This window comes from Gimesia sp. (genome assembly GCF_048262075.1).
Taxonomy (GTDB): Bacteria; Planctomycetota; Planctomycetia; order Planctomycetales; family Planctomycetaceae; genus Gimesia.
Genome location: NZ_JBLXFK010000009.1, coordinates 153,245 through 174,107, shown reverse-complemented (window position 1 = coordinate 174,107; position 20,863 = coordinate 153,245). Strand labels below are relative to the sequence as shown.

The following is a 20,863-nucleotide window of genomic DNA, read 5'->3' as shown; positions in this document are numbered from 1 at the left end:
TGACTAATCCTGTTGTTGTTGCGTGGTGCGTTTGAGCCATTCGCTGCAGAGTTTCGGCCAGCCTGAAACTGGGTTTTCGGAAGGTCGCAGTCCATATCCGTGTCCGCCTTTCGCGTAAAGATGAAGTTCAGCATCGACCTTGGCGTCTTTCAGATCACGGGTGTAGTTGAAGGCACTGTCGACCAGGCGACGATCATCAAGAGTTTGCACGATAAACGCGGGGGGCGTCTTCGCATCGACTTTGATCTCGGGGGCAGACTGGCGTTTGTCATCATCTTTGTAGATATATGCAGGATAGATGAGGACTGTGAAATCAGGTCGACAACTGAGCTTGTCAGCTTCGTCAATCGTTTCGTAATTGCGTTTCTTGTAGTTTGTGGAAAGATTTGCTGCCAGATGACCGCCGGCGGAAAAACCGAGCACACCGATTTGATTCGGATTGATACCCCACTCCCTGGCTTTACTGCGGACAATGCCAAATGCACGTTGTGCATCTTTCAGAGCCGCTTCTCTCTGATTCCCGGGAACCGTGTATTTGACAACGATCGCGTGGATGCCGATCGAATTCAGCCATTCAGCGATCTCGGTTCCTTCCAGGTCATACGCAAGGATATTGTATCCGCCTCCAGGGAAGATGACGACCGCGGGGGCATTCGGTTTCGCGTCAGGGGCTTTATAGAATTCAATCGCTGGCCGATTGACCTTGGTAATGCGAATGATGTTGCTGTATTTGACTTCATCATCACTCTTGTCCAGCAACGGACGATCAGGCCAGAGAGCGATGCTTTCAGTCGGTTCAGGAGTCTCGATGGGCGCGACTGCCAGAGAAAATAAGACAAAAAAAGTAAGACAAAGATGTTTCATCGTAGCGGACTCCGCACAGTTGGACCTGACGATTTTAGAATTCAAAAGTAATACACTATACGAAATGATAACGTGCGAGGTGTTATCAGAACAGCAGCCACAAAACGTAATTTCAGGAGAAGATCGAGTTAATTATGAGTTGTCAGAGAGATGTCCTTGCATTTTACAAAAGATAACTACAGACTTGATTCTATGAATCCTTTCTTCACTGCCAGTTCTTTCAAGTGTGTTTTCTTTCTGTGATTGATACAGATGATACATAAACTGAAACGGGAAACAGTACTCTATCTGATTATCGCGATTTTTATCGGGGCGATTGCTGGTGTGGGGACATTCACTTTCGGCTATGCCAAAGGCGCCTCTTATCTCAGATCCGATTCTCAGTCCTGCGCCAATTGTCATGTGATGCAGGGGCACTTCGATGCGTGGGTGAAATCATCGCATGGAAAGTTTGCTGCCTGTAACGACTGTCACTCCCCTCACGACAGTGCTGCTTCTGCCTACTACTGTAAAGCCAGGAATGGTTTCTTTCACTCACTGGCTTTCACCACGGGTTCTTTTGAAGAGAACCTGCGGATTACTGATTACAACCGGCGTGTTACCGAACAGGCCTGCCGGAACTGTCACGCGGATCTGGTTCACCAGATCGATATCCGGGCTGTTGGTGAATTAAAGCAGTCAGGAGCGGAAAACCTGGAGTCCAACTCCTGTATTCGCTGTCACTCAACAGTCGGCCATGATACCTGAGACTCAACGTTCTCAAGTCTGCTCACACAATCTGGAATGAAGAATGAATCAGAAAAAACATTCGATCTCGTTTTCGACACTCTTGCTGGTGGCGATTTTATCAGCAGCGATCTGTTTTGGAGTGGTATTCCTGCTGACGAATATATTTGAACGTCAGCAGGAGGCCCGGACCACTGTTTTGAAAGTGGTCGAAATCGATGATAACACGGCAGATCCTGCGGTCTGGGGGCGGAATTTTCCGTTGCAGTACGATGATTATCTGAAAACCGCTGACATGATCCAGACCACCTATGGTGGAAGTGAAGCGATTCCCCGGACCCCTACTGATGAAGATCCACGGGATCTGGTTTCCCGTAGCAAACTGGAAAGTATTCCGCAACTGAAGCGTTTATGGGCAGGCTATGCCTTTTCCAAAGACTACCGGGAAAAACGGGGGCACGCTTTTATGCTGGACGACCAGATCTACACGGAACGCCAGAAAGTCGGGCAGCCGGGAACCTGTATTCACTGTCATGCATCCACTTATGTTCCCATGAAAGAGTTGGGTGAAGGAGACATTCATGCCGGCTTTGAAAAGTTAAATTCGATGCCTTATATGGAAGCCAAAGAGCATGTGAAGCATCCGGTGGCCTGTATTGATTGTCATGAGCCGGAAACAATGGCGCTGCGGATAACACGTCCCGCATTCATGGAAGGAATCGCTGCCTTTAAGGAATCCCAGGGGGTCGCCGACTATGATGTGAATCGTGATGCAACGCGTCAGGAAATGCGGTCATTCGTATGTGGGCAGTGCCATGTTGAATATTATTTCCAGGGTGATAAGAAACGCCTGACGTATCCCTGGACGGAAGGCCTGACCGTCGATGCAGCGTATGCTCATTTTGAAAAAACAGGTTTCAAGGACTGGACGCATGCGGAAACCGGTGCTCCGATGCTGAAGGCGCAACACCCGGAGTTTGAACTCTGGTCGCAGGGGATTCACTCCCGGGCCGGTGTCGCGTGTGCTGACTGTCATATGGCCTATAAACGAGTGGGAGCGATGAAGATCAGCGATCATCACATCCGCAGCCCTTTATTAAATGTGAATGCAGCCTGTGGAACCTGCCATAAAACCGGGGATCAGGAGTTGATTGCCCGCACGGAAAATATACAGTCTCGGCATCAGAAACTGGTGAAAATTGCCCTCGATGCGGTAATCGATCTTATCGATGATATTAAAGTTGCAAAAACGAATGGTGTCACGGAAGAAAAAATTAATGCCGCTCAACAATGGCAGCGGAAAGCGACGTTTTATGTAGACTATGTCGAAGCCGAAAATTCGTCAGGTTTTCATGCCGGTCAGGAAGCAGCGCGTATTCTTGCCGAGTCAATTGATTGCTCTCGTCAAGGGCAGAACGCGCTGCGCGAATAATGTGAGATTTGCAGTAAGAGGACAGATGCTCCTCTCCGATTTCACTTATTTTCTTGATCCGCAAGTACGGGCAGGTTAGGATCAAAAACATGCTTCATTCCGCGTCCGAGCCATCTTGGATTGCATCACGACTCACCTGAAAATCGGAAAGCCCTCAGCATGCATCGTTTTTTACTCAGTCTGACCTTTGTTTTCAGTCACTGTTTCATCTCACTGGCGGCGGAACCTGCGAAGCCGGAACCGACCGAATGGAAGGCGGGGGCTGCGTCTGCCAAAATCACGCCGGAAAAACCATTACGAATGGCTGGTTATGCAGGGCGTAAGGAACCGGCGGAAGGGACCGAGCAGGATTTGTATGCCAAAGCCCTGGCGGTAGAAGATGCAGCAGGAAATCGAGCTGTCTTTCTGACCCTTGATCTGATCGGAGTGATAGAACAGCTGCGGGCGGATGTGACCAGTCAGGTTCAGGAACAATATGACTTGCCGCCGCAGGCATTGTTGATGAACGCTTCTCATACGCATTGTGGCCCCGCCTATGGTCGAGAGGATGCGAAAGAATATTACGACGTTCTCGTTCCTACCCTCGTTAAAACAATCGGCGCAGCGTTGGAGAAAATGCAACCGGCTCAATTGAGCTGGTCAGCAGCCCGGTGTTCCGTCGCAATGAACCGTCGCACACCAACGGCAACCGGATATCGGAATCATCCGAATCCTGACGGACGTGTGGATCACCAGGTTCCCGTATTAAGAGTGGATGATGCCAACGGCGAATTGAAAGCGGTGATGTTCGGTTATGCCTGTCATAATACGACGATGGGTTTTCGCAAGTGGCTGGGGGATTACGCCGGATTTGCGCAGGAATATTTTGAAAAGGATCACCCGGGAGTGACGGCGCTGTTTATGATGGGCTGTGGCGGAGATCAGAATCCGTATCCCCGTAGCGAATTGCATTATGCCCACAAGCATGGTCGTTCGCTGGCAACTTCGATTGAAGCGGCTCTGGAAGTGAATCAGCGGACTCGACTGCATCAGCGCGTGTTACATGGCCCGTTGAAAACCGCTTATGACACGGTCGAACTGGAATATCTCCCTGAGAAGAAACGCGATCCCTGGGACTACCCGGTTCAGGTGATTCAATTTGGAAATGACCTGACGCTGATAGCATTGGGGACTGAAGTGGTCGTCGATTATGCATTGCGGATCAAGCAGGAACTGTTTGAATCAGAGGGTCCTGCTATCTGGGTCGCCGGTTATTCAAACGTGTACTCGGGATACATTCCCAGTAAACGGGTTCTGCTGGAAGGAGGCTATGAAGCGAGCCGTCCCTATAAGCCTGATGTCGAAGAGAGGATTATTGGCAAGGTACTGGAACTGGACCAGGGGCTGAAAACTCAGGAGGGGAAATAGAGCGTTCTCACCCCAAAGACAGCTCTCTAGTTGAGTTTCCTCCAGCTGTTTCATAAGATGGCAACTAATAAACGTACTTTGATGTGATTTTGCTGGGTTTCTATTTCAGATAAACAGCCAGTCAATATTTTCTTCCGGAGAGATCAGATGCTTCGGGCTTGTCGATGTGATCTGCTGTGTCTCGTTGCCGCTTGCATGGCGTCGCTGATGTTCTTTCCAGGGGAAGGTGCAGCCGCAGAAAAACCGATTCCTGGTCTGGAGCTGTTCGAGACGAAAATTCGACCGGTGCTGATTGAGCATTGTTACGAATGTCATTCAGCAGCGACCTCGGTTCTCAAAGGGGGATTACGTGTTGATAGTCGCGATGCAATTCGTTCTGGTGGAGAATCTGGTGCCGCGGTCGTACCTCACAAAGTAAATGAGAGTCTACTGCTGGGAGCACTCAAACATGAATCCTTTGAGATGCCACCTGGTAAACGGTTGGCAGATGAAGTCATTGCGGATTTTGTCAAGTGGGTGGAACTGGGAGCGCCTGACTCGCGTGATCGGGCACCTACAGTGGAAGAGGCGGCATCTCTCTCCTGGAACACGATTTTCGAAAAGCGTCGTATGTGGTGGAGTCTGCAACCTCTGCAAGCGGTGAAACCTCCCAATTTGAAAGATAACAGCTGGTCATCTCAACCCGTCGATCGGTTTTTGCTGGACAAGTTGCGTGATGAAAAGTTGCAACCCGCGCCTGCTGCAGAGTCAGATGTTCTTGTTCGTCGTCTGTCATTCGTATTGACGGGATTACCTCCCACCCCGCAACTGGTAAAGCAGTTTGCAGCGGATTCAATACAGAATCCTGATACTGCGTATGAGAGGCTCGTTGATCATCTGTTGGCTTCACCTCATTTTGGCGAGAGGTTTGCCCGTCACTGGATGGACGTGGTGCGGTATACCGATACCTATGGCTATGAATGGGATAATCCTGCGAAAGGCTCATGGGAGTATCGTGATTATCTGATTCGGGCGTTTAATCAGGATGTCGGTTTTGATCAACTGGTACGAGAGCAGATTGCAGGTGACCTGCTACAGCAGCCTCGCATTGACGAAAACAGCGGTTTTCAGGAAAGTTTGATCGGGCCCATGTTTTATCATATGGGAGAACATCGGCACGGCGACAGTATGGATTTTAATGGCATTCATCAGGAGATGATCAATAACAAGATTGATACCTTCTCCAAAGCTTTTTTGGCCAGCACTGTTGCTTGTGCACGATGTCACGACCACAAACTGGATGCGATTTCACAGCGTGATTACTATGCGCTTGCAGCAGTCTTCATGACACCCCGCTGGACGTCCCGCGTGATTGATGCACCGGGTAAGCATGACAAAATAATAGAAAAACTCAAACAGTTGCGAAATAAGATTCATCATGAACTGAAATCTCACTGGAATGTGCAGGCCAAACAGTTTAGTTCTGAGCTTCGTCAGCTTGTCTCTGAGAAATTGGACAAACCGCGGGCTACTGTCTGGCGCGAAGCATTCAAACTGAATACAGATCAGGCGAAAAAGAAAGAGAAAGGGAAGCCCGGTGATATTGCCTACCCTGCACAACGGCTGCTGAGGAACTCGCAGCCCGCGGAACTGAAGAAGTTATGGCATGTCTTGTCGGAGGAGTGGCAAACCGCCAGTGAGACACATCGGCGGGAAAATCAGAAACGCTTTCAATATGTTACTCGCTTTGAGAACCCCGGTTTTCCAGAAGGGTGGCAGACGGAAGGCGACGGAATAAGACATGGATATGTCGCTGATGGCGTCCCTTTGATTTCTCTGGATGGACCCCAGGTTGTGCAGCGTCTTTTGACTCGTGGTTATCATACACATGCCCTGTCATCAAAATTACCGGGCGCGATCAGGCCTCCCACAGAACGGGATATTCCAGGGAAAATAATCAGTCTGAATCTGGCAGGGGGAGAATGGAGCGGCTTTCTTCGTGTTCCTGATAATGCATTCCAAACCGAGAATGTGATCTTTTTTGATCGGGACCAGCCTCAGTGGCAGGCTTTTGCAGATCGTCCGCTGGTGAATGGAATACAGCGACTGATGTTCGAGATTTCTACCAGCGATCTGAATCCGGATTTCCCGCCTCGTACTGGAAAAACCCGCGCGGGAGGCAATCTGTTGCCTGCAGACGATTATGGTTTTGAGAAGCGCAGCTGGTTCAGCGTGACGGGCATTGTCTCGCATGACTCAACGGGAACACCAGCGGATGAACTGGCCCGCTTTGCACCTCTATATGGCATGACTGTTCCCGGGGATCGAAAGGAAGCCTGTGATCGAATCGGAGACTGGTTATCTTCCGCTGTCCGGCGATGGGTTGACGATCAGGCGACTGCGGCTGACGTGGAACTCATCAACTGGTTACTGGAAAAGAAGCTGTTAAGAAATACACCAGAATCAGCCGTACGTCTGGCAGAGCTGCTTTCAGAATATCGCAAAGTGGAAGATCAGATCACGTTTGCTCATACCGCAAACAGTATGGATGAACGTGGAATGATCTCTGCAAGATACCCACTCAATATCCGCGGGAATGTTGATGAACTCGGATCGCTGATCGAGCCCGACTTTCTGGAAGTGTTTGCAGGGAGGCATGCAGTTCAGCAGAGTACGGGAAGTGGCAGACTAGAGCTGGCCGAATTTCTGGTCAGCCCGGATCATCCATTGACAGCGCGGGTCTATGTGAATCGGGTCTGGCAGTGGGTTTATGGGGCCGGGCTGGTGAGAACGCCGAACGATTTTGGACATCTGGGAGTAAAGCCCAGCCATCCCCAACTTCTGGATTACCTGGCGCGAGAATTTATGAACGATGGCTGGTCGACAAAACGCCTGATTCGCAGACTGGTGATGACACGGGCCTTTCGTCAGTCCGGAAAGGTGACTGAAGCAGCGCGTAACCGGGATCCGGATAATCGATTGTGGCAGCACTATCCCACCCGGCGGTTGGAGGCAGAAGCGATTCGCGATTCGATACTCGCAGTCTCAGGGCGTCTGGATCGTCGGATGTATGGTCGTCCGATTGATGTGCCCCGTTCAAAAGAAGATGCATCCAAGCGGCTGTTTAGCGGTCCACTGGATGGACAAGGGCGACGTTCCATATATTTAAGAATGTCGATCATGGATCCGCCCCGGTTTCTGGTGGGCTTCAATTTACCTGACTTAAAACTGCCAACCGGGAAACGGGATGTCACGAATGTGCCCAATCAGGCATTGATTCTGATGAATGATCCCTTCGTAATGTCGCAGGCGGAGGAGTGGTCAACACGCTTGCGCAAACATCCTGCTGATTCCGTCGAAGCGCGTATCCGTCAGATGTTCAGAAAAGCATATGGACGAGAACCGGATCAACAGGAATTACATCGCTGGTCTGAATTTGTAGAAGAGCTGGGGGGAAGCGAAGACGAACAGTACCTGTTGGTAGCTCCACGTGTCTGGCAACAGATTGCGCATACCTTGTTTAATTCAAAAGAATTCATTTATTACAGGTAAAACCATGGGACGACAAAACAAATCGAATTGCTGTCCAGGCCATCTGCCCATGATAAACCGGCGTGGTTTTTTACATAATAGCAGTGCGGGTTTTGGCTGGCTGGCATTCGCAGGGTTACTGGGAGAACAAGCTCAGGCAGCGACAAAAAAGCCTCTCCCACAGTTTGTTGCACCTGTGAAGAATGTGATCTTCTGTTTTATGGATGGTGGGCCGAGTCATGTTGATACGTTCGATCCCAAGCCGGCACTAAAGACTCATGAAGGGAAAGCAATCGGAAAAGAGGCTGTTTCAAAACGGTCACAGTCGAATGCCAGCCGCGTCTGGCTGGGAAGTCCCTGGGAATTTCGAAAGCGGGGAGAGAGCGGATTGTGGGTCAGTGATCTGTTTCCCCATCTGGCTTCGATTGCGGATGAGTTATGTGTCGTACGATCAATGGTGGGGGAACTGCCTCTGCATGGTCAGCAGAATCTGTTATTACACACGGGACGAATCATCGGGCAGGCTCCAAGTATGGGGGCCTGGGTTTCGTATGGACTGGGAACCGAAAATAAAAACCTGCCGGCTTATGTCGTTTTGAATAACGACTGGGTCCCCAATGGGGGGCTGGAAAATTTTGGGAGTTCGTTTCTACCAGCAACGCACCAGGCGACTCAAGTGCGGGCCAAAGGAAGTCCCGTTGATAATATTCAACCGGCAGACACATTATCGTTGCAGCAACGCAAACTGGCGTTACTGGCTAAACAGGATCTTGCTTTTGCGACCCGGGCTTCAGAGGCGTCACCGATTGAGAGTGCCATTGCAAATTATGAAACCGCGTTTCGGATGCAGACCCTGATTCCGGAAGTCGCAGATATCTCGCAGGAATCCCTTCATGTGCAACGGGAATATGGCATTGATTCGAAGGATAAGCATCAGCATTATTATGCAACCCAGGCATTGCGGGCAAGGCGACTGGTAGAAGCGGGGGTGCGCTTTGTCGAAATTACCTGCCCCAGTTTTGACAGTAATAATTCGCCTTGGGACCAGCATGGTTTACTAAAACAGAACCATGAAAAAAATGCGAGGATTACAGAACAGTCAGTCGCAGCGTTAATCACAGATTTAAAACGCCGGGGTTTACTGAATGAGACATTGGTGGTCTGGGCGGGAGAAATGGGCCGGACACCACATACTCCCAAAGTGAGCCCGACTTGTGGCCGTGATCATCATGTAAATGGTTACAGCCTGTTTATGGCCGGTGGCGGATTGAAGGGGGGCATGACCTTCGGAGAGACTGACGAGTTCGGCAACAGCGTGGTTGAACATCCGCTGTCGATTCATGACATCCATGCGACGATTCTGCATCAACTGGGAATCAATCATGAGGATCTCACATTCCGACATGGAGGGAGAGATCATCGACTGACTGATGTGCACGGGCATGTGATTCAAGAGATTATAAGCTGATTAGATGGGATCGTTAAGTTCACGTTAATAGCTTGCGAAGCTCTTGTTTTTGTCTGGTATAACAGTTGTCTGCGGTCTGGGGCGTTTTTAGAATTCATTGAGCAGTGAAGTATCATCCCGCCATTTCAGATCGTTTACAAACCGTTAGAGATTTCATTCCTCGCTATTCCTTCCCCGCACTTTTGCTCAACACAGGTAGTTTCAAATATGTTCGATTACAAACGTCTCCAGGAAGCAGTCAGATCTGAAAATGGCGTCAGTCGACGTTTATTTCTCTCTTATGGGGCAGCACTTTCTACCCTTCCTCTCATGGGGCGTGCGAGCTGGGCAGATCCTTCTCCCGTGTTTCAGAAAGACCCTTTCAGTCTGGGAGTTGCTTCTGGAGATCCCGATTCCAGCAGTGTGATATTATGGACGCGTCTGGCGCCAGAACCCTTGGCCCCCCATGCAGGCATGGGACCACAGGCGGTTGCAGTTCGCTGGGAAGTTGCAAATGACGAAGGGTTTACACAACGAGTTGCATCTGGAACAACTCAGGCGACTCCTCAACTGGGGCATACAGTGCATGTGGAAGTTAAGGGACTGCAACCAGATCGCTGGTACTGGTATCGCTTTCAAGCCGGGGATGCAAAAAGCCCTGCCGGTCGAACACGAACGATGCCTCTCGAAACTGAATTACCAGATCAGTTGAAGTTCGCGTTCGCATCGTGCCAGAATTATGAGTCGGGACTGTTCACCGCTTATGAACAGATGGCTCAGGACGATGTGGATCTGGTATTTCATCTGGGAGACTATATTTACGAAAGAGAGAACCGGAAAAAAAATACGGTACGTGCCCATTTCGGCCCCGAGATCGAAACTCTGGAGCACTACCGTACCCGACATTCCCAGTATCGTTCTGATCCACTTTTGCATGGTATGCATGCGAAATGCCCATGGATTGTGACATGGGATGATCATGAATTTGATAATAACTGTGCTGGAGATATTTCCGAAGAATCACAGGTCGATCCTGTGGAATTTTTGTTGCGACGGGCCAATGCCTATCAGGCCTATTATGAAATGATGCCGCTCAGGGCTGGTTCTCTCCCGCAGGGACCTCATATGCAGCTCTACCGTCAGGCTTCGTTTGGGCGTCTGGCCGATTTCTTTGTGTTGGATACACGGCAATATCGTTCAGATCAGCCGAACGGAGACAAGAAGTCACCGATCAATGATGCGGCGCTGATGCGGAAAAATACGTTACTGGGAAGTCGTCAGCGGCACTGGCTGCAGTCTGGTCTGATTTCATCAGATGGGATCTGGAATGTGCTGGCACAGCAAGTGATGATGGGAATGGTCGGATTTCCACAGAAAGCAGGTGCGCTGGCCTATTCGATGGATCAATGGCCCGGTTGTTCTTATGAACGGATGGGGCTGATGCAGTTCCTGGCAGATCGTCAGGTTCCGAACCCGGTCGTCCTGACAGGAGATATTCATTCTAACTGGGTGAACAATTTACGCGTTGATGACCGTCAGTCAGAGACTCCGGTGATTGCGACGGAATTTGTGGGTACATCCATCAGCAGTGGTGGTAACGGCGTTGAGAAGCGAAAAGGTCATGCGGAACTATTATCGAACAATCCTTGTATCCAGTTCCAGAATTCTGAGCGCGGATATGTGCGTTGTACTGTAACACCTGAGAAATGGACGAGCGAGTATATGGTTGTAGATAATGTCACCCGACCTGGGGGAAAAGTCAGCCCACGCGCAGCTTTTGTTGTGGAAGCCGGTCAGCCGGGAGCGCATCCTGCATAATCTGCAACTGATGTGAAGGGCTGGCATTACGAAGGAGAAGGAGGTTCGATTTTTTTCTCTGCCTTGAGTGCCAGCCAGTGCAGGATGGTCTGGCTCAGAGTTTTGCTGTTAATCGGTTTACTGAGGTAATCATCACAGCCTGCATCCAGACATTTCTGACGATCATCTGACATGGCATGTGCAGTTAAGGCTATAATGGGCATGGTCACACCGGACTCTCGGGATTTTCGGGCAAGTGTATAACCATCCATTTCAGGCATTTGCATATCGGTCAGCAGCAGGTCGTAGGGTTCGTTTGCAGTTTCCGCTTCCAGGAGTCTCTGACAAGCGATAATTCCGTTGTCGGCAACATCTACGTCTGCTCCCATTTTTGTCAACAGAAAAGAAATGAGGCGTTGATTATCCGGACCGTCTTCAGCAAGCAGAATGCGTGTATGGGCAGGAAGTTTAACAGTGGAAGCGGGAGCTTTTTTATCTGCATGCTCATGACCATTCTGCAAGCGGCTTGTTGTGTATCGGGTTTCGGGCAGAGCCTGGACAGGTAGGATCACTCGAAAACAGGTTCCTTTTCCCGATTCCGTCCAGGCCAGATTAACGTCGCCTTTCATGAGTCGTGCGAGTTTGCGGGAGATCACCAGCCCCAGCCCGGTTCCGCCATGTTGACGTGTCACCGAAGTGTCTGCCTGGGAAAATGCCCTGAACATTTTGGCGGCCTGTCCGGCTGACATCCCCGGTCCGGAGTCTTCAATATCGAATTGCAGAAGCCTGGAATCGTTCTCTTCCAGAATTTTGACATTGATCTGAATGCGTCCCTCGTTTGTGAACTTGACCGCATTACCGACAAGATTCATCAGGATCTGCCTCAGTCGCGTCGGATCTGTTTCGATTAAATCCGGAAGAGGTGTTTCGATGCGGGTGATCAGTTCTACGCCTTTTTCAATCGCCGGTGGTCTTAGCAGACTTTCAATATGATCCAGGATATTGAAGAGTTGCGTGGGAGTTTGTTCCAGTTCAATTTTCTCTGCTTCAATTTTGGAAAGGTCCAGGATGTCGTTGATGACTGTCAACAAATGGTTACCTGCTTCCTGAATGGTTTTGACGGCCTGTTCTTTTTTACCGACGGAGTTGGCAAACTCAAGATCATTCCTGAGGAGATCTGCATAACCAAGAATCGCAGTCAGAGGTGTCCGAATTTCATGGCTCATGTTAGCGAGAAATTCACTTTTACTATTTGAAGCGGCCAAGGCGGCTTCCTGCGCCAGCCTGAGTTCGGTGATATCATTCCGAATAGCCAGGTACCCGGTGGCTTTTCCATCACCATCCTGCATCGAAGCAATTGTGGTATCCAACCAGTAAAGCTCTCCATTTTTGCGTCTGTTACAGATCTCTCCCTGCCACATGCCGTCAGTCGAAATGGTTTTGAATACGTTTTGCCAGAATTCTTTTGGATGAAATCCAGAATTCACGATTCGATGGGTCTGGCCAATCGTTTCTTCCCGATCAAAGCCACTGACTTTACAGAACATATCATTAACATGACGTATCACACCATTGAGTTCTGTCTCAGCAACAATCGCATGCTGATCGAGAATTTTGAGACATGTTTCCAGGCGAGCCGTCGTTTCTCTTAAGGAATTTTCGAGAGTAATCCGATCTGAAATGTCAACAACCACGTTGACTGCTCCGATCACGTCCCCATCAGAATTCCTGATGGGACTGACGTGTGCCAGCGCCGTTTTACGGTTGCCATCATCGCATTCTATAACGATTTCTTTGCAGTGATAAACTTCACGATTCTGTAATGCAACTGCCATCCAGCGATCTTCATGAGCGACAGGAGTCCCATCGGAATCGAACATCTGGAAAGATTCACAGAAGCGGTCTGCTGGACTGTTGAGTTCTGGTTCCCGTCCCCAGAAATCAGCAGCAGCCTGGTTGTAATAGGTGATTAATCCTGCATTGTCACAGGTATAAGCCGCGGCTGGAAGAGCGTCGATCAGGTGTTTGATTCTTTCATGGCTTTCGAAAAGCTGCTGTTCCTGTATCTTCTTCTGGGTGACATCAATGCCAATTCCCAAGTATCCGTCGATCTGGTTTTGTTTTCCCCGGATGACGGTGACAGTCAGCTCTACGGTCCGTTCCGTACCATCTTTTCGAACATAAGTCCATTCGTGTTTGTCGCAGGTACCACATCTGGCAGGTTTGAAAAAGACCTCAAACCCATCTACTTTTTGTCCGAGGCTCTCAGTTAATTCCTGACTTCGTTGCTTGAGTTCGGAAGCAATGTGGAAGTGCTGAAGCGTGTTAATTCCAATCATTTCATCGGCAGTATATCCCAGTAATCGTTCAGCACCAGGACTGAACAGCGTGATTAACCCCTCGGGATCAGTGGCAATGATAGAGATTTCTGTTGCAGCCCGGATCACGCTTTCTAATTGTGCCCGCGTTGTGAATTGATCATCCTGCAGGAGAGTAAATTCTGCCTCTAGTTGCTTCTCTCTGGTGATATCCTGAAAGGCGCCTACGAGTCGGGCGGGTCTGTTATTCTGGTATTCCAGTTCTCCCTTGGCACGAACCCAGATATGGCGTCCCTTGGCTGTAATAAAGGGGAGTTTCAAATCCCAGGGTTGACCGGTATTGATCGCGAGTTTAATGGCATTCTGGATCTGGGGAAGTGCGTCAGGGGCATAAAATTCAACTGCATTTTCGAGAGTTGGCTTAAAATCAGGTTCGACTTCATGAATAGCGTAGGTTTCTGCAGTCCAGAACAGTTCCTGTGTTTTCAGGTTCAGATGCCAGCCTCCGATTTTGCCAACTTCGCCAACTTTGGACAGCAGTAATTCTCTTTCAGCGCTGGATTCGAGTTCAGCCTGGAGATCAGAAGAAACGGTTCCGCATAGTGCTGGATGCATATTTTGCGTGGTTTTTCGAGTATACCACCAGACGAGCAGAATCAGTGATCCCATGCCGAGCCAGATCAGAATGAGAATCATCGCCTGGCGTTCCTGATCGCGACGAGACAGGAACTCATGCTCCGATTTCAATTCGGACTGATAGTGTTCCAGGGCGGGCATGAGACGTTTTTCCCCTGTAAGAACTAAACTGAGCATCGCAGCAGCGGGCCGTTTTCCTGACAGGACCAGGAAAATATTCTGGGAAATCTGTGAAGTCAAAGGAGAAATTTGAAGTTTAAGAAGTTTCGTTGAATGCTGTTCAGGTAAGGAGGAGTTCAATAGAAACTGCTGTTGTTGAGTGAATCTTTCCAGATCTGCATCAAGTTGAGTATAGCTTGATTGATAATCAGAGTCTTTTGCCAGCAGAATCACATCTTTGACCATGCGGTGCAGCAGGAGTTGTTGTGCCTCTGCTGTCTGGATCTGGTCAAATCGGGAATTTTCCAGATGCTTCATGTTCGTTGTGGAAAAGTAGCAGAGTCCTGCTCCCACCAACAGCAGAATAATACTGAAGACAGCAGCCTGAGCAATTCGCACCGAAAGAGCTTGTCTGATCCGGGAAACAATGTACATGGATAAAGTGAAATCTATATGTTTTGAAATTCAGGAAGATTTAATCCATGCAGTGAGTCAAACAACACGGAGATAGAAAAATGTCCTGAGATTGCTGTATCGTTAAATGTAATGATGAATCAGACATAAGTGCCTGTATTGAGCATTTCGACAACAGACACAACAGATAAACAGGAAATCCCTCAACAGTAAACGAATACCGGTTTTTTCAATTGTTCGGAAAAGGAGTCGTTTAAGAACCGTGAGTGTTCATAAGAAACGGACCTGGGGGATCTCCCTGCATCGGGGATTCATCACAAAAAATGGTTCAAGAAGTGAAGCCAGACTGTGTCCCGTTTTACTGTAATGTCTCCAAGGCTGTTTGGCCCGAGTCTATTAGATTGAGAGACGCGATTCTTAAATGTGATGCGCTCTAGAGGGGATCGTACCAGGTCTGATGACGGAGTGAGTAGGCATATGGCATGCCATTGGTCATCCAGTTCGCCGGAGCGCGTCAAAAAAACCGCTGGAAACTCAGATATGAAGAGTCTCCAGCGGCTGAAATTTGAAAACGGAGAGAACGGGATTCGAACCCGTGGAACCGTTTGCACGGCTCACCGGTTTAGCAAACCGGCGCATTCGGCCTCTCTGCCATCTCTCCTGAATGCTTTAATTGCCACGTAATGGTGGCAAGCAGCACTCTTTATGCTGTTTTTCGTGGTGAAAGTCAACGATTGAAGACTTGAATATGCAGAGACTTCGGTAAATTGACTACACAACGGACAGGGAGTGTATCAAACCAAAAACCCAGCTGCAATAGTTTCAGCTTACTGAAGTCTGAAAGCAGGGAACATGCAGCGCCCCGTGCTGCGATCACAGTGAAAATCGATAGATTCCTTACTCTTTCATTTCTGTTGTGAAACGTCTAAGCCATTTTGATCATTTCACTTAGAGCAGATTTCTTCCTGGGATTCCAGATAGAATCTGAGCGACGTTTTCCAGTCGGGCATCGAATCCCCGATTGTAGCAGTAAGTCGGGAACAGTCCAGGACACTGAAGCGGGGGCGGTCAGCTGGTGCTTTATACTGCTCGGTTGTGATGGGGTGTGTTTTTACAGAGATGCCTGTCATTTCGAAGATAGAACAGGCAAATTCATACCAGGTGGTCTGGCCTTGGCAGGTGGCATGATACAGGCCAAACTGATCCGTATCAATCAGTCGGGTCAAAGCGGCAGCCAGATCCCGCGTGGCTGTCGGTGTGCAGTGCTGATCGTTGATGATGGAGAGCTCGTCTCGTTCTTTTCCCAGGCGGAGCATGGTTTCCACAAAGTTACCATTTCCCGTTTTTCCGGCAACTCCGTACAGACCACAGGTGCGAATTACGTAATGCTGCGGGCAGAGAGCGCGGACGAAATATTCACCAGCCAGTTTACTGAGCCCATACGCGCTGACAGGCCCGGGGGCTTCATGTTCTTGAAAAGGAATCCGTCTCGATGTCTCCAGGCCATAGACAAAGTCAGAACTGATATGCATTAAGCTGATATTCTTTTCAGAACAATAGAGTGCGAGATTACGTGGCCCTAATGCATTGACCGCGTACGCGAGTTCCGGTTCTTTTTCCGCCAGATCAACTTTATTATAGGCCGCGGTATTGATAATCAGGTCAGGCGGCGCTGGAGCGAATGCACTGGAAATACTATCAGGGTCTTCAATGGAAATCTGTTGATGTGTCAATCCGGTTACCTGGTGACCGGCTTTAGACAGACTTTCAGTAAAATCGTGTCCCAGTTGTCCTCGAGTCCCGATAACAGAGATATGCCGCATGAATAACACCTTTAGTTAAATTACAAAGGGATACTTACTTGTCAAACCGCAGCCGCAGTCTGGTAACGTCATTTTACGTATTGTTTAAGGTTGACTTCAGTGGGGCAACGAAATGAACCTGTTTTACGATCTCCCGGAACCCGAGTGAAGTATAAAGGTGGTTGCCGACGTCATTCTGTTCGAGCGTCTCGATTTTTGCCAGAGGCAGATTGAGATCCCGGAAATGCTGTAGCGCATGTTCAAGCAGTTTTCGCCCCATTCCCAGACCACGGTACTCAGGGGCAAATGCCATATTGGGAATATAACCGATGCCCGCTTCCGGATCATGCCAGGTCGAAATATAACCTGCAATTATCCCGTCTACTTCTGCGATGAAGATGCCCTCGGGTTCTCGACGGGCATCCGCATCCACATGTCCCGCTTTTCGCCATTTCCAGTCGTGTCCATTGATCAGGCCGTATTCTCGCTCAATTCCTTCATCAATAGAAACACCCTGAAAGGCTTCTACTGTGATTGATTTAAGGGTTTCCAGGTCTGCAGGTTGATAAGAACGTATTTTCATGACTGTGATTCAAACAGGATTACGAAATGGAACTTCTGAAAAGAGTGACGGGAGCGACTGATGTATGCTATGATGTTGCTATCAAAAATTAAAGGAGCCCGAGGGAATCCTTTAATAGAGTTTTTACTCTTAACATCGATATCATTTGATGGGACCAGGGGATGGATGATTCAGCAACATATACGGCAGACGAGTTTCTGGACATCCGGGCGGAATTGCCTGATGCCGGACGCTGGACGGAATTGAACCAGGGAAAAATCATTAATCTGGATCCACCCGATCTTGAGCACGGAACGATCGTGCTTAACATATCCAAAGTGCTTTCAGTCTATCTGCACAAAGTCAACCAGGGTTATGCCTGCTTTGAATTAGGTCTGCTGGTCAGGCGGAATCCGGACACGGTCCGGTTTCCCGCGGTCAGTCTGTTTAACAGTGGCAAACGCTTTGAAGAGACCGACAAAACCATTTCAGAACGGAAACCTGACGCAGTGATCGAGATTGCCTCTACCAATCCTCGACGAAAATCCATGACGGGGCACGTCGAGGATTATGTCAGCTGGGGAATTGATCTGATCTGGGTGATTGATCCCGATTCCCGGGAAGTCCTGGAGTATCAGCCGGGATCGGGGAGTGAAGTCATTGATGTGCAGGGCAAACTGACAGGTAAAAATATACTGCCGGGATTCGTGATGCCAGTCAAAGGCTTGTTTGCAGAGCCGGATTGGTGGTAAGGTAATCGTATTCGTTCTCAATCGGAGAAAAGCAGATCTAAGAACACTACTGCAGGCAGGTCGCTCGTTTCAGTAGTATCAACGCGTAAAGATGCAAGGAATATTTTGGGATGCCAGATGCACACTATGATGTGGCAATAATCGGTACCGGACCCGGGGGTGAAGGGGCTGCGATGCAGGCCATCAAACAGGGCAAGTCTGTGATTTCGATTGAGAAATTTTACGAAATCGGCGGTAACTGTACGCATAAGGGAACGATTCCCAGTAAGGCTCTGCGTTATTCGATTCTGCAGATGTCAGAGATTAATAACTACATGCGGCAGATGGGCCGGTTGGGAATGGTGTTGGATCTGGAGTTTCCTGATCTGCGGAAGACGGCGGCATCGGTGATCCAGAAGCAGGTGGGTATGCGACGCACGTTTTATGAACGGAACGGTGTTGATTTGGTCGAAGGCCACGCACGCTTTCTGGATCCACATCGCATACATATTGATACTCCCAGCGGGCTGACCGAGGAGATCACTTTTGATTATGCGATTATCGCGACCGGTTCCCGGCCGTATCGACCAAGTGACGTTGACTTCAGCCATCCGCGAATTTTCTGCAGTGATACGATTCTCGATTTGAATTTCACACCGCGTTCGATCAGTGTGTATGGTGCCGGTGTGATTGGTTGTGAATATGCCTCCATGCTGCGCACGATGGGAATGAAGGTCAATCTGGTCAATACCCGCAATTCTCTGCTGGACTTTCTAGATGATGAAATCAGTGATGCACTCAGTTATCACATGCGTGAGAGTGGTGTTCTGTTAAGGCATTGTGAGCATTACGAATCAATCCAGGGAACCGATGATGGTGTCATACTCTCACTGCAGTCGGGCAAGAAGCTCAAAACGGATATTTTTCTGTTCGCTGCCGGTCGGGCGGGAAATTCAGAAAATCTGGGGCTGGAAACGGTGGAGATTACTCCTGATTCACGCGGTCAGATTGAAGTCAATGATGATTTCCAGACATCACAACCGCATATTTATGCTGTAGGTGATATCATCGGATACCCTTCACTGGCGAGTGCCGCCTATGTGCAGGGGCGCTATGCTGCCAGCCACCTGGATAATGGAGAATGCGAACGGGCGTTGATTCGAGATATTCCGACGGGAATTTATACCAGTCCGGAAATCAGTTCGCTGGGAAAAACCGAGAGGGAACTGACTGAAGCGAAAATCCCATACGAAGTCGGTCATTCAATGTTTAAACATCTGGCACGTGCCCAGATCATGAACCGTCCGATCGGGATGTTGAAACTGCTCTTTCACCGGGATACTCTGGAAATTCTGGGGATCCACTGTTTTGGTCCAAACGCTTCGGAAATTATCCACATTGGACAGGCCATCATGTCGCAGCCTGGAGAAGCGAATACGCTTCTGTATTTCATTAACACGACCTTCAACTATCCTACGATGGCCGAGGCCTATCGTGTGGCTGCTTTGAACGGATATAATCGTTTGTTCTGATTAATCAAAGTTCAACATGTTGACAGGGGAATGAAATGAGACGCTCGATTTTTGGAACACTTTTTCTGATAAGTATGGCGTTTTCCTGGGGACATGATATAGATGCAGCGGAAGCGAAGCAGCCGAATGTGCTGTTTATTGCCGTTGATGACCTGAATGACTGGATCAGCTGTCTGGGAGGGCATCCGGACTGTAAAACGCCGAATATTGATCGCCTGGCATCACGAGGGGTGCTGTTTACTAACGCTCACTGTGCGGCTCCGGCTTGCAACCCATCCCGGGCTGCGTTAATGACGGGGGTTCGGCCTTCCAGTTCGGGCGTATATCTGAACTCTCAGCCCTGGCGTCCGGTCATGCCTGATGCCGTCACACTGCCTCAACATTTTCGAAATAATGGTTATGAGGCGATTGGTTCCGGTAAAATCTTTCATGGCGGTTATAACGATCTGGGTTCGTGGGATGATTATTTAAAGCAGACGGGAGATCCTAAACCGGTTCCCGCAGTATTAAATGATCCGCACAGCCGTGCCGGAACGATTATCTGGGGCGTGCTGGATGTCGAAGACAGGGAGATGAGTGACTACAAGATGGCGAATTATGCCATCAATTATCTGGGCAAAAAGCATGATAAACCGTTCTTTCTTGCCTGTGGTATTTATCGTCCTCATATGCCCTGGCAGGTGCCTCGCAAATATTATGAGATGTATCCCCTTGATAAAATTCAACTTCCTGAAGTGCCTGATGACGATCTGGATGATGTCCCTGCCGCCGCAGTCAAGATGGCGAGGCCGACCGGTGATCATGCCAAAATGTTGAAAACGAATAACTGGCGTTATTCGGTCCAGGCATACCTGGCCAGCATTGCTTTTGCGGATGTCCAGGTCGGTCGCGTGCTGGATGCCCTCGACGCCAGTTCGTATGCAGAGAATACGATCGTAGTATTATGGGGCGACCATGGCTGGCATCTGGGTGAGAAACACCACTGGCGAAAGTTTTCGCTCTGGGAAGAGGCGACAAGGGCACCATTGATGATGGTGGTGCCTGGTGTGACAAAGCCGGATTTAAAATGCGCGCAAGCAGTGGACTTTATGAATATTTATCCGACGCTCTGTGATTTGTGTGAGCTGCCGATTGGCGGCTATCTGGACGGTGTCAGCATGGTCTCCCTTTTAAAAGACCCCGACATCATCTGGGATCGACCGGCATTAACAACACACGGCCGGATGAATCATGCGTTGCGCGATAACCAATATCGACTCATTCGCTATCGGGATGGAAGTGAAGAACTCTATGATCACAAAACGGATCCCATGGAATGGAAAAACCTGGCTGATAATCCCCAGTATGTAGAAGTTAAACAGCGCCTGGCAAAATCCTTTCCCAGCAAGAATGCATTAGATGCCCCGCATGATTCTAAAAGAAGCAGGAAGCAGAACAAGAAAAAGCAGGGGCAGGGAAAAAAGAAAAAACAGCCTGTGAAAAAGTAGAGATGTTGCTCGGTCAATTTTTATATCGATCAACATCTC

At 49.2% G+C, this 20,863-nt stretch carries 13 protein-coding genes and 1 tRNA gene; 9 read left to right on the top strand and 5 right to left on the bottom strand.

The window, feature by feature from the left end; translation table 11 throughout:
• Positions 1 to 3 precede the first annotated feature (3 nt).
• Positions 4 to 864, bottom strand: a complete 861-nt coding sequence (locus ACN0YH_RS18155) for an alpha/beta hydrolase (RefSeq protein WP_417380997.1) — start codon at positions 862 to 864, stop codon at positions 4 to 6.
• A 252-nt stretch (positions 865 to 1,116) separates the two neighbouring features.
• Here ACN0YH_RS18155 and nrfH point away from each other — a divergent pair, with 252 nt between their 5' ends.
• The 6 genes from nrfH to ACN0YH_RS18125 all read left to right on the top strand — a co-directional run bounded on the left by nrfH (position 1,117) and on the right by ACN0YH_RS18125 (position 11,204).
• Positions 1,117 to 1,611 carry a cytochrome c nitrite reductase small subunit gene (gene nrfH / locus ACN0YH_RS18150; RefSeq protein ID WP_417380996.1) on the top strand — a complete coding sequence of 165 codons (495 nt, stop codon included), beginning with the start codon at positions 1,117 to 1,119 and terminating at the stop codon, positions 1,609 to 1,611.
• A 43-nt stretch (positions 1,612 to 1,654) separates the two neighbouring features.
• Positions 1,655 to 3,022 carry an ammonia-forming cytochrome c nitrite reductase subunit c552 gene (locus ACN0YH_RS18145; protein ID WP_417380995.1) on the top strand — a complete coding sequence of 456 codons (1,368 nt, stop codon included), beginning with the start codon at positions 1,655 to 1,657 and terminating at the stop codon, positions 3,020 to 3,022.
• Between the two features lie 159 nt (positions 3,023 to 3,181).
• Positions 3,182 to 4,429, top strand: coding sequence for a neutral/alkaline non-lysosomal ceramidase N-terminal domain-containing protein (locus ACN0YH_RS18140; RefSeq protein WP_417380994.1), 1,248 nt, complete (start codon positions 3,182 to 3,184; stop codon positions 4,427 to 4,429).
• 147 nt (positions 4,430 to 4,576) lie between these two features.
• Complete coding sequence (locus ACN0YH_RS18135) at positions 4,577 to 7,960, top strand: PSD1 and planctomycete cytochrome C domain-containing protein (protein WP_417380993.1); 3,384 nt, start codon at positions 4,577 to 4,579, stop codon at positions 7,958 to 7,960.
• A 49-nt stretch (positions 7,961 to 8,009) separates the two neighbouring features.
• Positions 8,010 to 9,407: a DUF1501 domain-containing protein gene (locus tag ACN0YH_RS18130; RefSeq protein WP_417380992.1), complete on the top strand. Its 1,398-nt coding sequence runs from the start codon at positions 8,010 to 8,012 to the stop codon at positions 9,405 to 9,407.
• 207 nt (positions 9,408 to 9,614) lie between these two features.
• Positions 9,615 to 11,204, top strand: coding sequence for an alkaline phosphatase D family protein (locus ACN0YH_RS18125; protein WP_417380991.1), 1,590 nt, complete (start codon positions 9,615 to 9,617; stop codon positions 11,202 to 11,204).
• 26 nt (positions 11,205 to 11,230) lie between these two features.
• Here ACN0YH_RS18125 and ACN0YH_RS18120 read toward each other — a convergent pair whose 3' ends face one another.
• The 4 genes from ACN0YH_RS18120 to ACN0YH_RS18105 form a co-directional block, all read right to left on the bottom strand.
• Positions 11,231 to 14,695, bottom strand: a complete 3,465-nt coding sequence (locus ACN0YH_RS18120) for a PAS domain S-box protein (protein ID WP_417380990.1) — start codon at positions 14,693 to 14,695, stop codon at positions 11,231 to 11,233.
• Between the two features lie 587 nt (positions 14,696 to 15,282).
• A tRNA-Ser gene (locus ACN0YH_RS18115) sits at positions 15,283 to 15,371 on the bottom strand.
• 283 nt (positions 15,372 to 15,654) lie between these two features.
• Positions 15,655 to 16,533: a dTDP-4-dehydrorhamnose reductase gene (rfbD, locus tag ACN0YH_RS18110; RefSeq protein ID WP_417380989.1), complete on the bottom strand. Its 879-nt coding sequence runs from the start codon at positions 16,531 to 16,533 to the stop codon at positions 15,655 to 15,657.
• A 73-nt stretch (positions 16,534 to 16,606) separates the two neighbouring features.
• Positions 16,607 to 17,095, bottom strand: a complete 489-nt coding sequence (locus tag ACN0YH_RS18105) for a GNAT family N-acetyltransferase (RefSeq protein ID WP_417380988.1) — start codon at positions 17,093 to 17,095, stop codon at positions 16,607 to 16,609.
• Positions 17,096 to 17,256: 161 nt separating this feature from the next.
• Here ACN0YH_RS18105 and ACN0YH_RS18100 point away from each other — a divergent pair, with 161 nt between their 5' ends.
• The 3 genes from ACN0YH_RS18100 (at position 17,257) to ACN0YH_RS18090 (ending at position 20,824) form a co-directional block, all read left to right on the top strand.
• Positions 17,257 to 17,826, top strand: coding sequence for a Uma2 family endonuclease (locus ACN0YH_RS18100; RefSeq protein ID WP_417380987.1), 570 nt, complete (start codon positions 17,257 to 17,259; stop codon positions 17,824 to 17,826).
• A gap of 110 nt (positions 17,827 to 17,936) precedes the next feature.
• A complete protein-coding gene (sthA, locus tag ACN0YH_RS18095; protein ID WP_417380986.1) occupies positions 17,937 to 19,337 on the top strand; it encodes a Si-specific NAD(P)(+) transhydrogenase in 1,401 nt (466 codons plus the stop codon).
• A 35-nt stretch (positions 19,338 to 19,372) separates the two neighbouring features.
• Positions 19,373 to 20,824, top strand: coding sequence for a sulfatase (locus ACN0YH_RS18090; RefSeq protein WP_417380985.1), 1,452 nt, complete (start codon positions 19,373 to 19,375; stop codon positions 20,822 to 20,824).
• The last annotated feature ends 39 nt before the right edge of the window (positions 20,825 to 20,863 follow it).

Bases quoted from the DNA above. Each gene is read 5' to 3' on its own strand.
- ACN0YH_RS18155 (WP_417380997.1), bottom strand. From the start codon at position 864: ATGAAACATCTTTGTCTTACTTTTTTTGTCTTATTTTCTCTGGCAGTC.
- nrfH (WP_417380996.1), top strand. From the start codon at position 1,117: ATGATACATAAACTGAAACGGGAAACAGTACTCTATCTGATTATCGCG.
- ACN0YH_RS18145 (WP_417380995.1), top strand. From the start codon at position 1,655: ATGAATCAGAAAAAACATTCGATCTCGTTTTCGACACTCTTGCTGGTG.
- ACN0YH_RS18140 (WP_417380994.1), top strand. From the start codon at position 3,182: ATGCATCGTTTTTTACTCAGTCTGACCTTTGTTTTCAGTCACTGTTTC.
- ACN0YH_RS18135 (WP_417380993.1), top strand. From the start codon at position 4,577: ATGCTTCGGGCTTGTCGATGTGATCTGCTGTGTCTCGTTGCCGCTTGC.
- ACN0YH_RS18130 (WP_417380992.1), top strand. From the start codon at position 8,010: ATGATAAACCGGCGTGGTTTTTTACATAATAGCAGTGCGGGTTTTGGC.
- ACN0YH_RS18125 (WP_417380991.1), top strand. From the start codon at position 9,615: ATGTTCGATTACAAACGTCTCCAGGAAGCAGTCAGATCTGAAAATGGC.
- rfbD (WP_417380989.1), bottom strand. From the start codon at position 16,533: ATGCGGCATATCTCTGTTATCGGGACTCGAGGACAACTGGGACACGAT.
- ACN0YH_RS18105 (WP_417380988.1), bottom strand. From the start codon at position 17,095: ATGAAAATACGTTCTTATCAACCTGCAGACCTGGAAACCCTTAAATCA.
- ACN0YH_RS18100 (WP_417380987.1), top strand. From the start codon at position 17,257: ATGGATGATTCAGCAACATATACGGCAGACGAGTTTCTGGACATCCGG.
- sthA (WP_417380986.1), top strand. From the start codon at position 17,937: ATGCCAGATGCACACTATGATGTGGCAATAATCGGTACCGGACCCGGG.
- ACN0YH_RS18090 (WP_417380985.1), top strand. From the start codon at position 19,373: ATGAGACGCTCGATTTTTGGAACACTTTTTCTGATAAGTATGGCGTTT.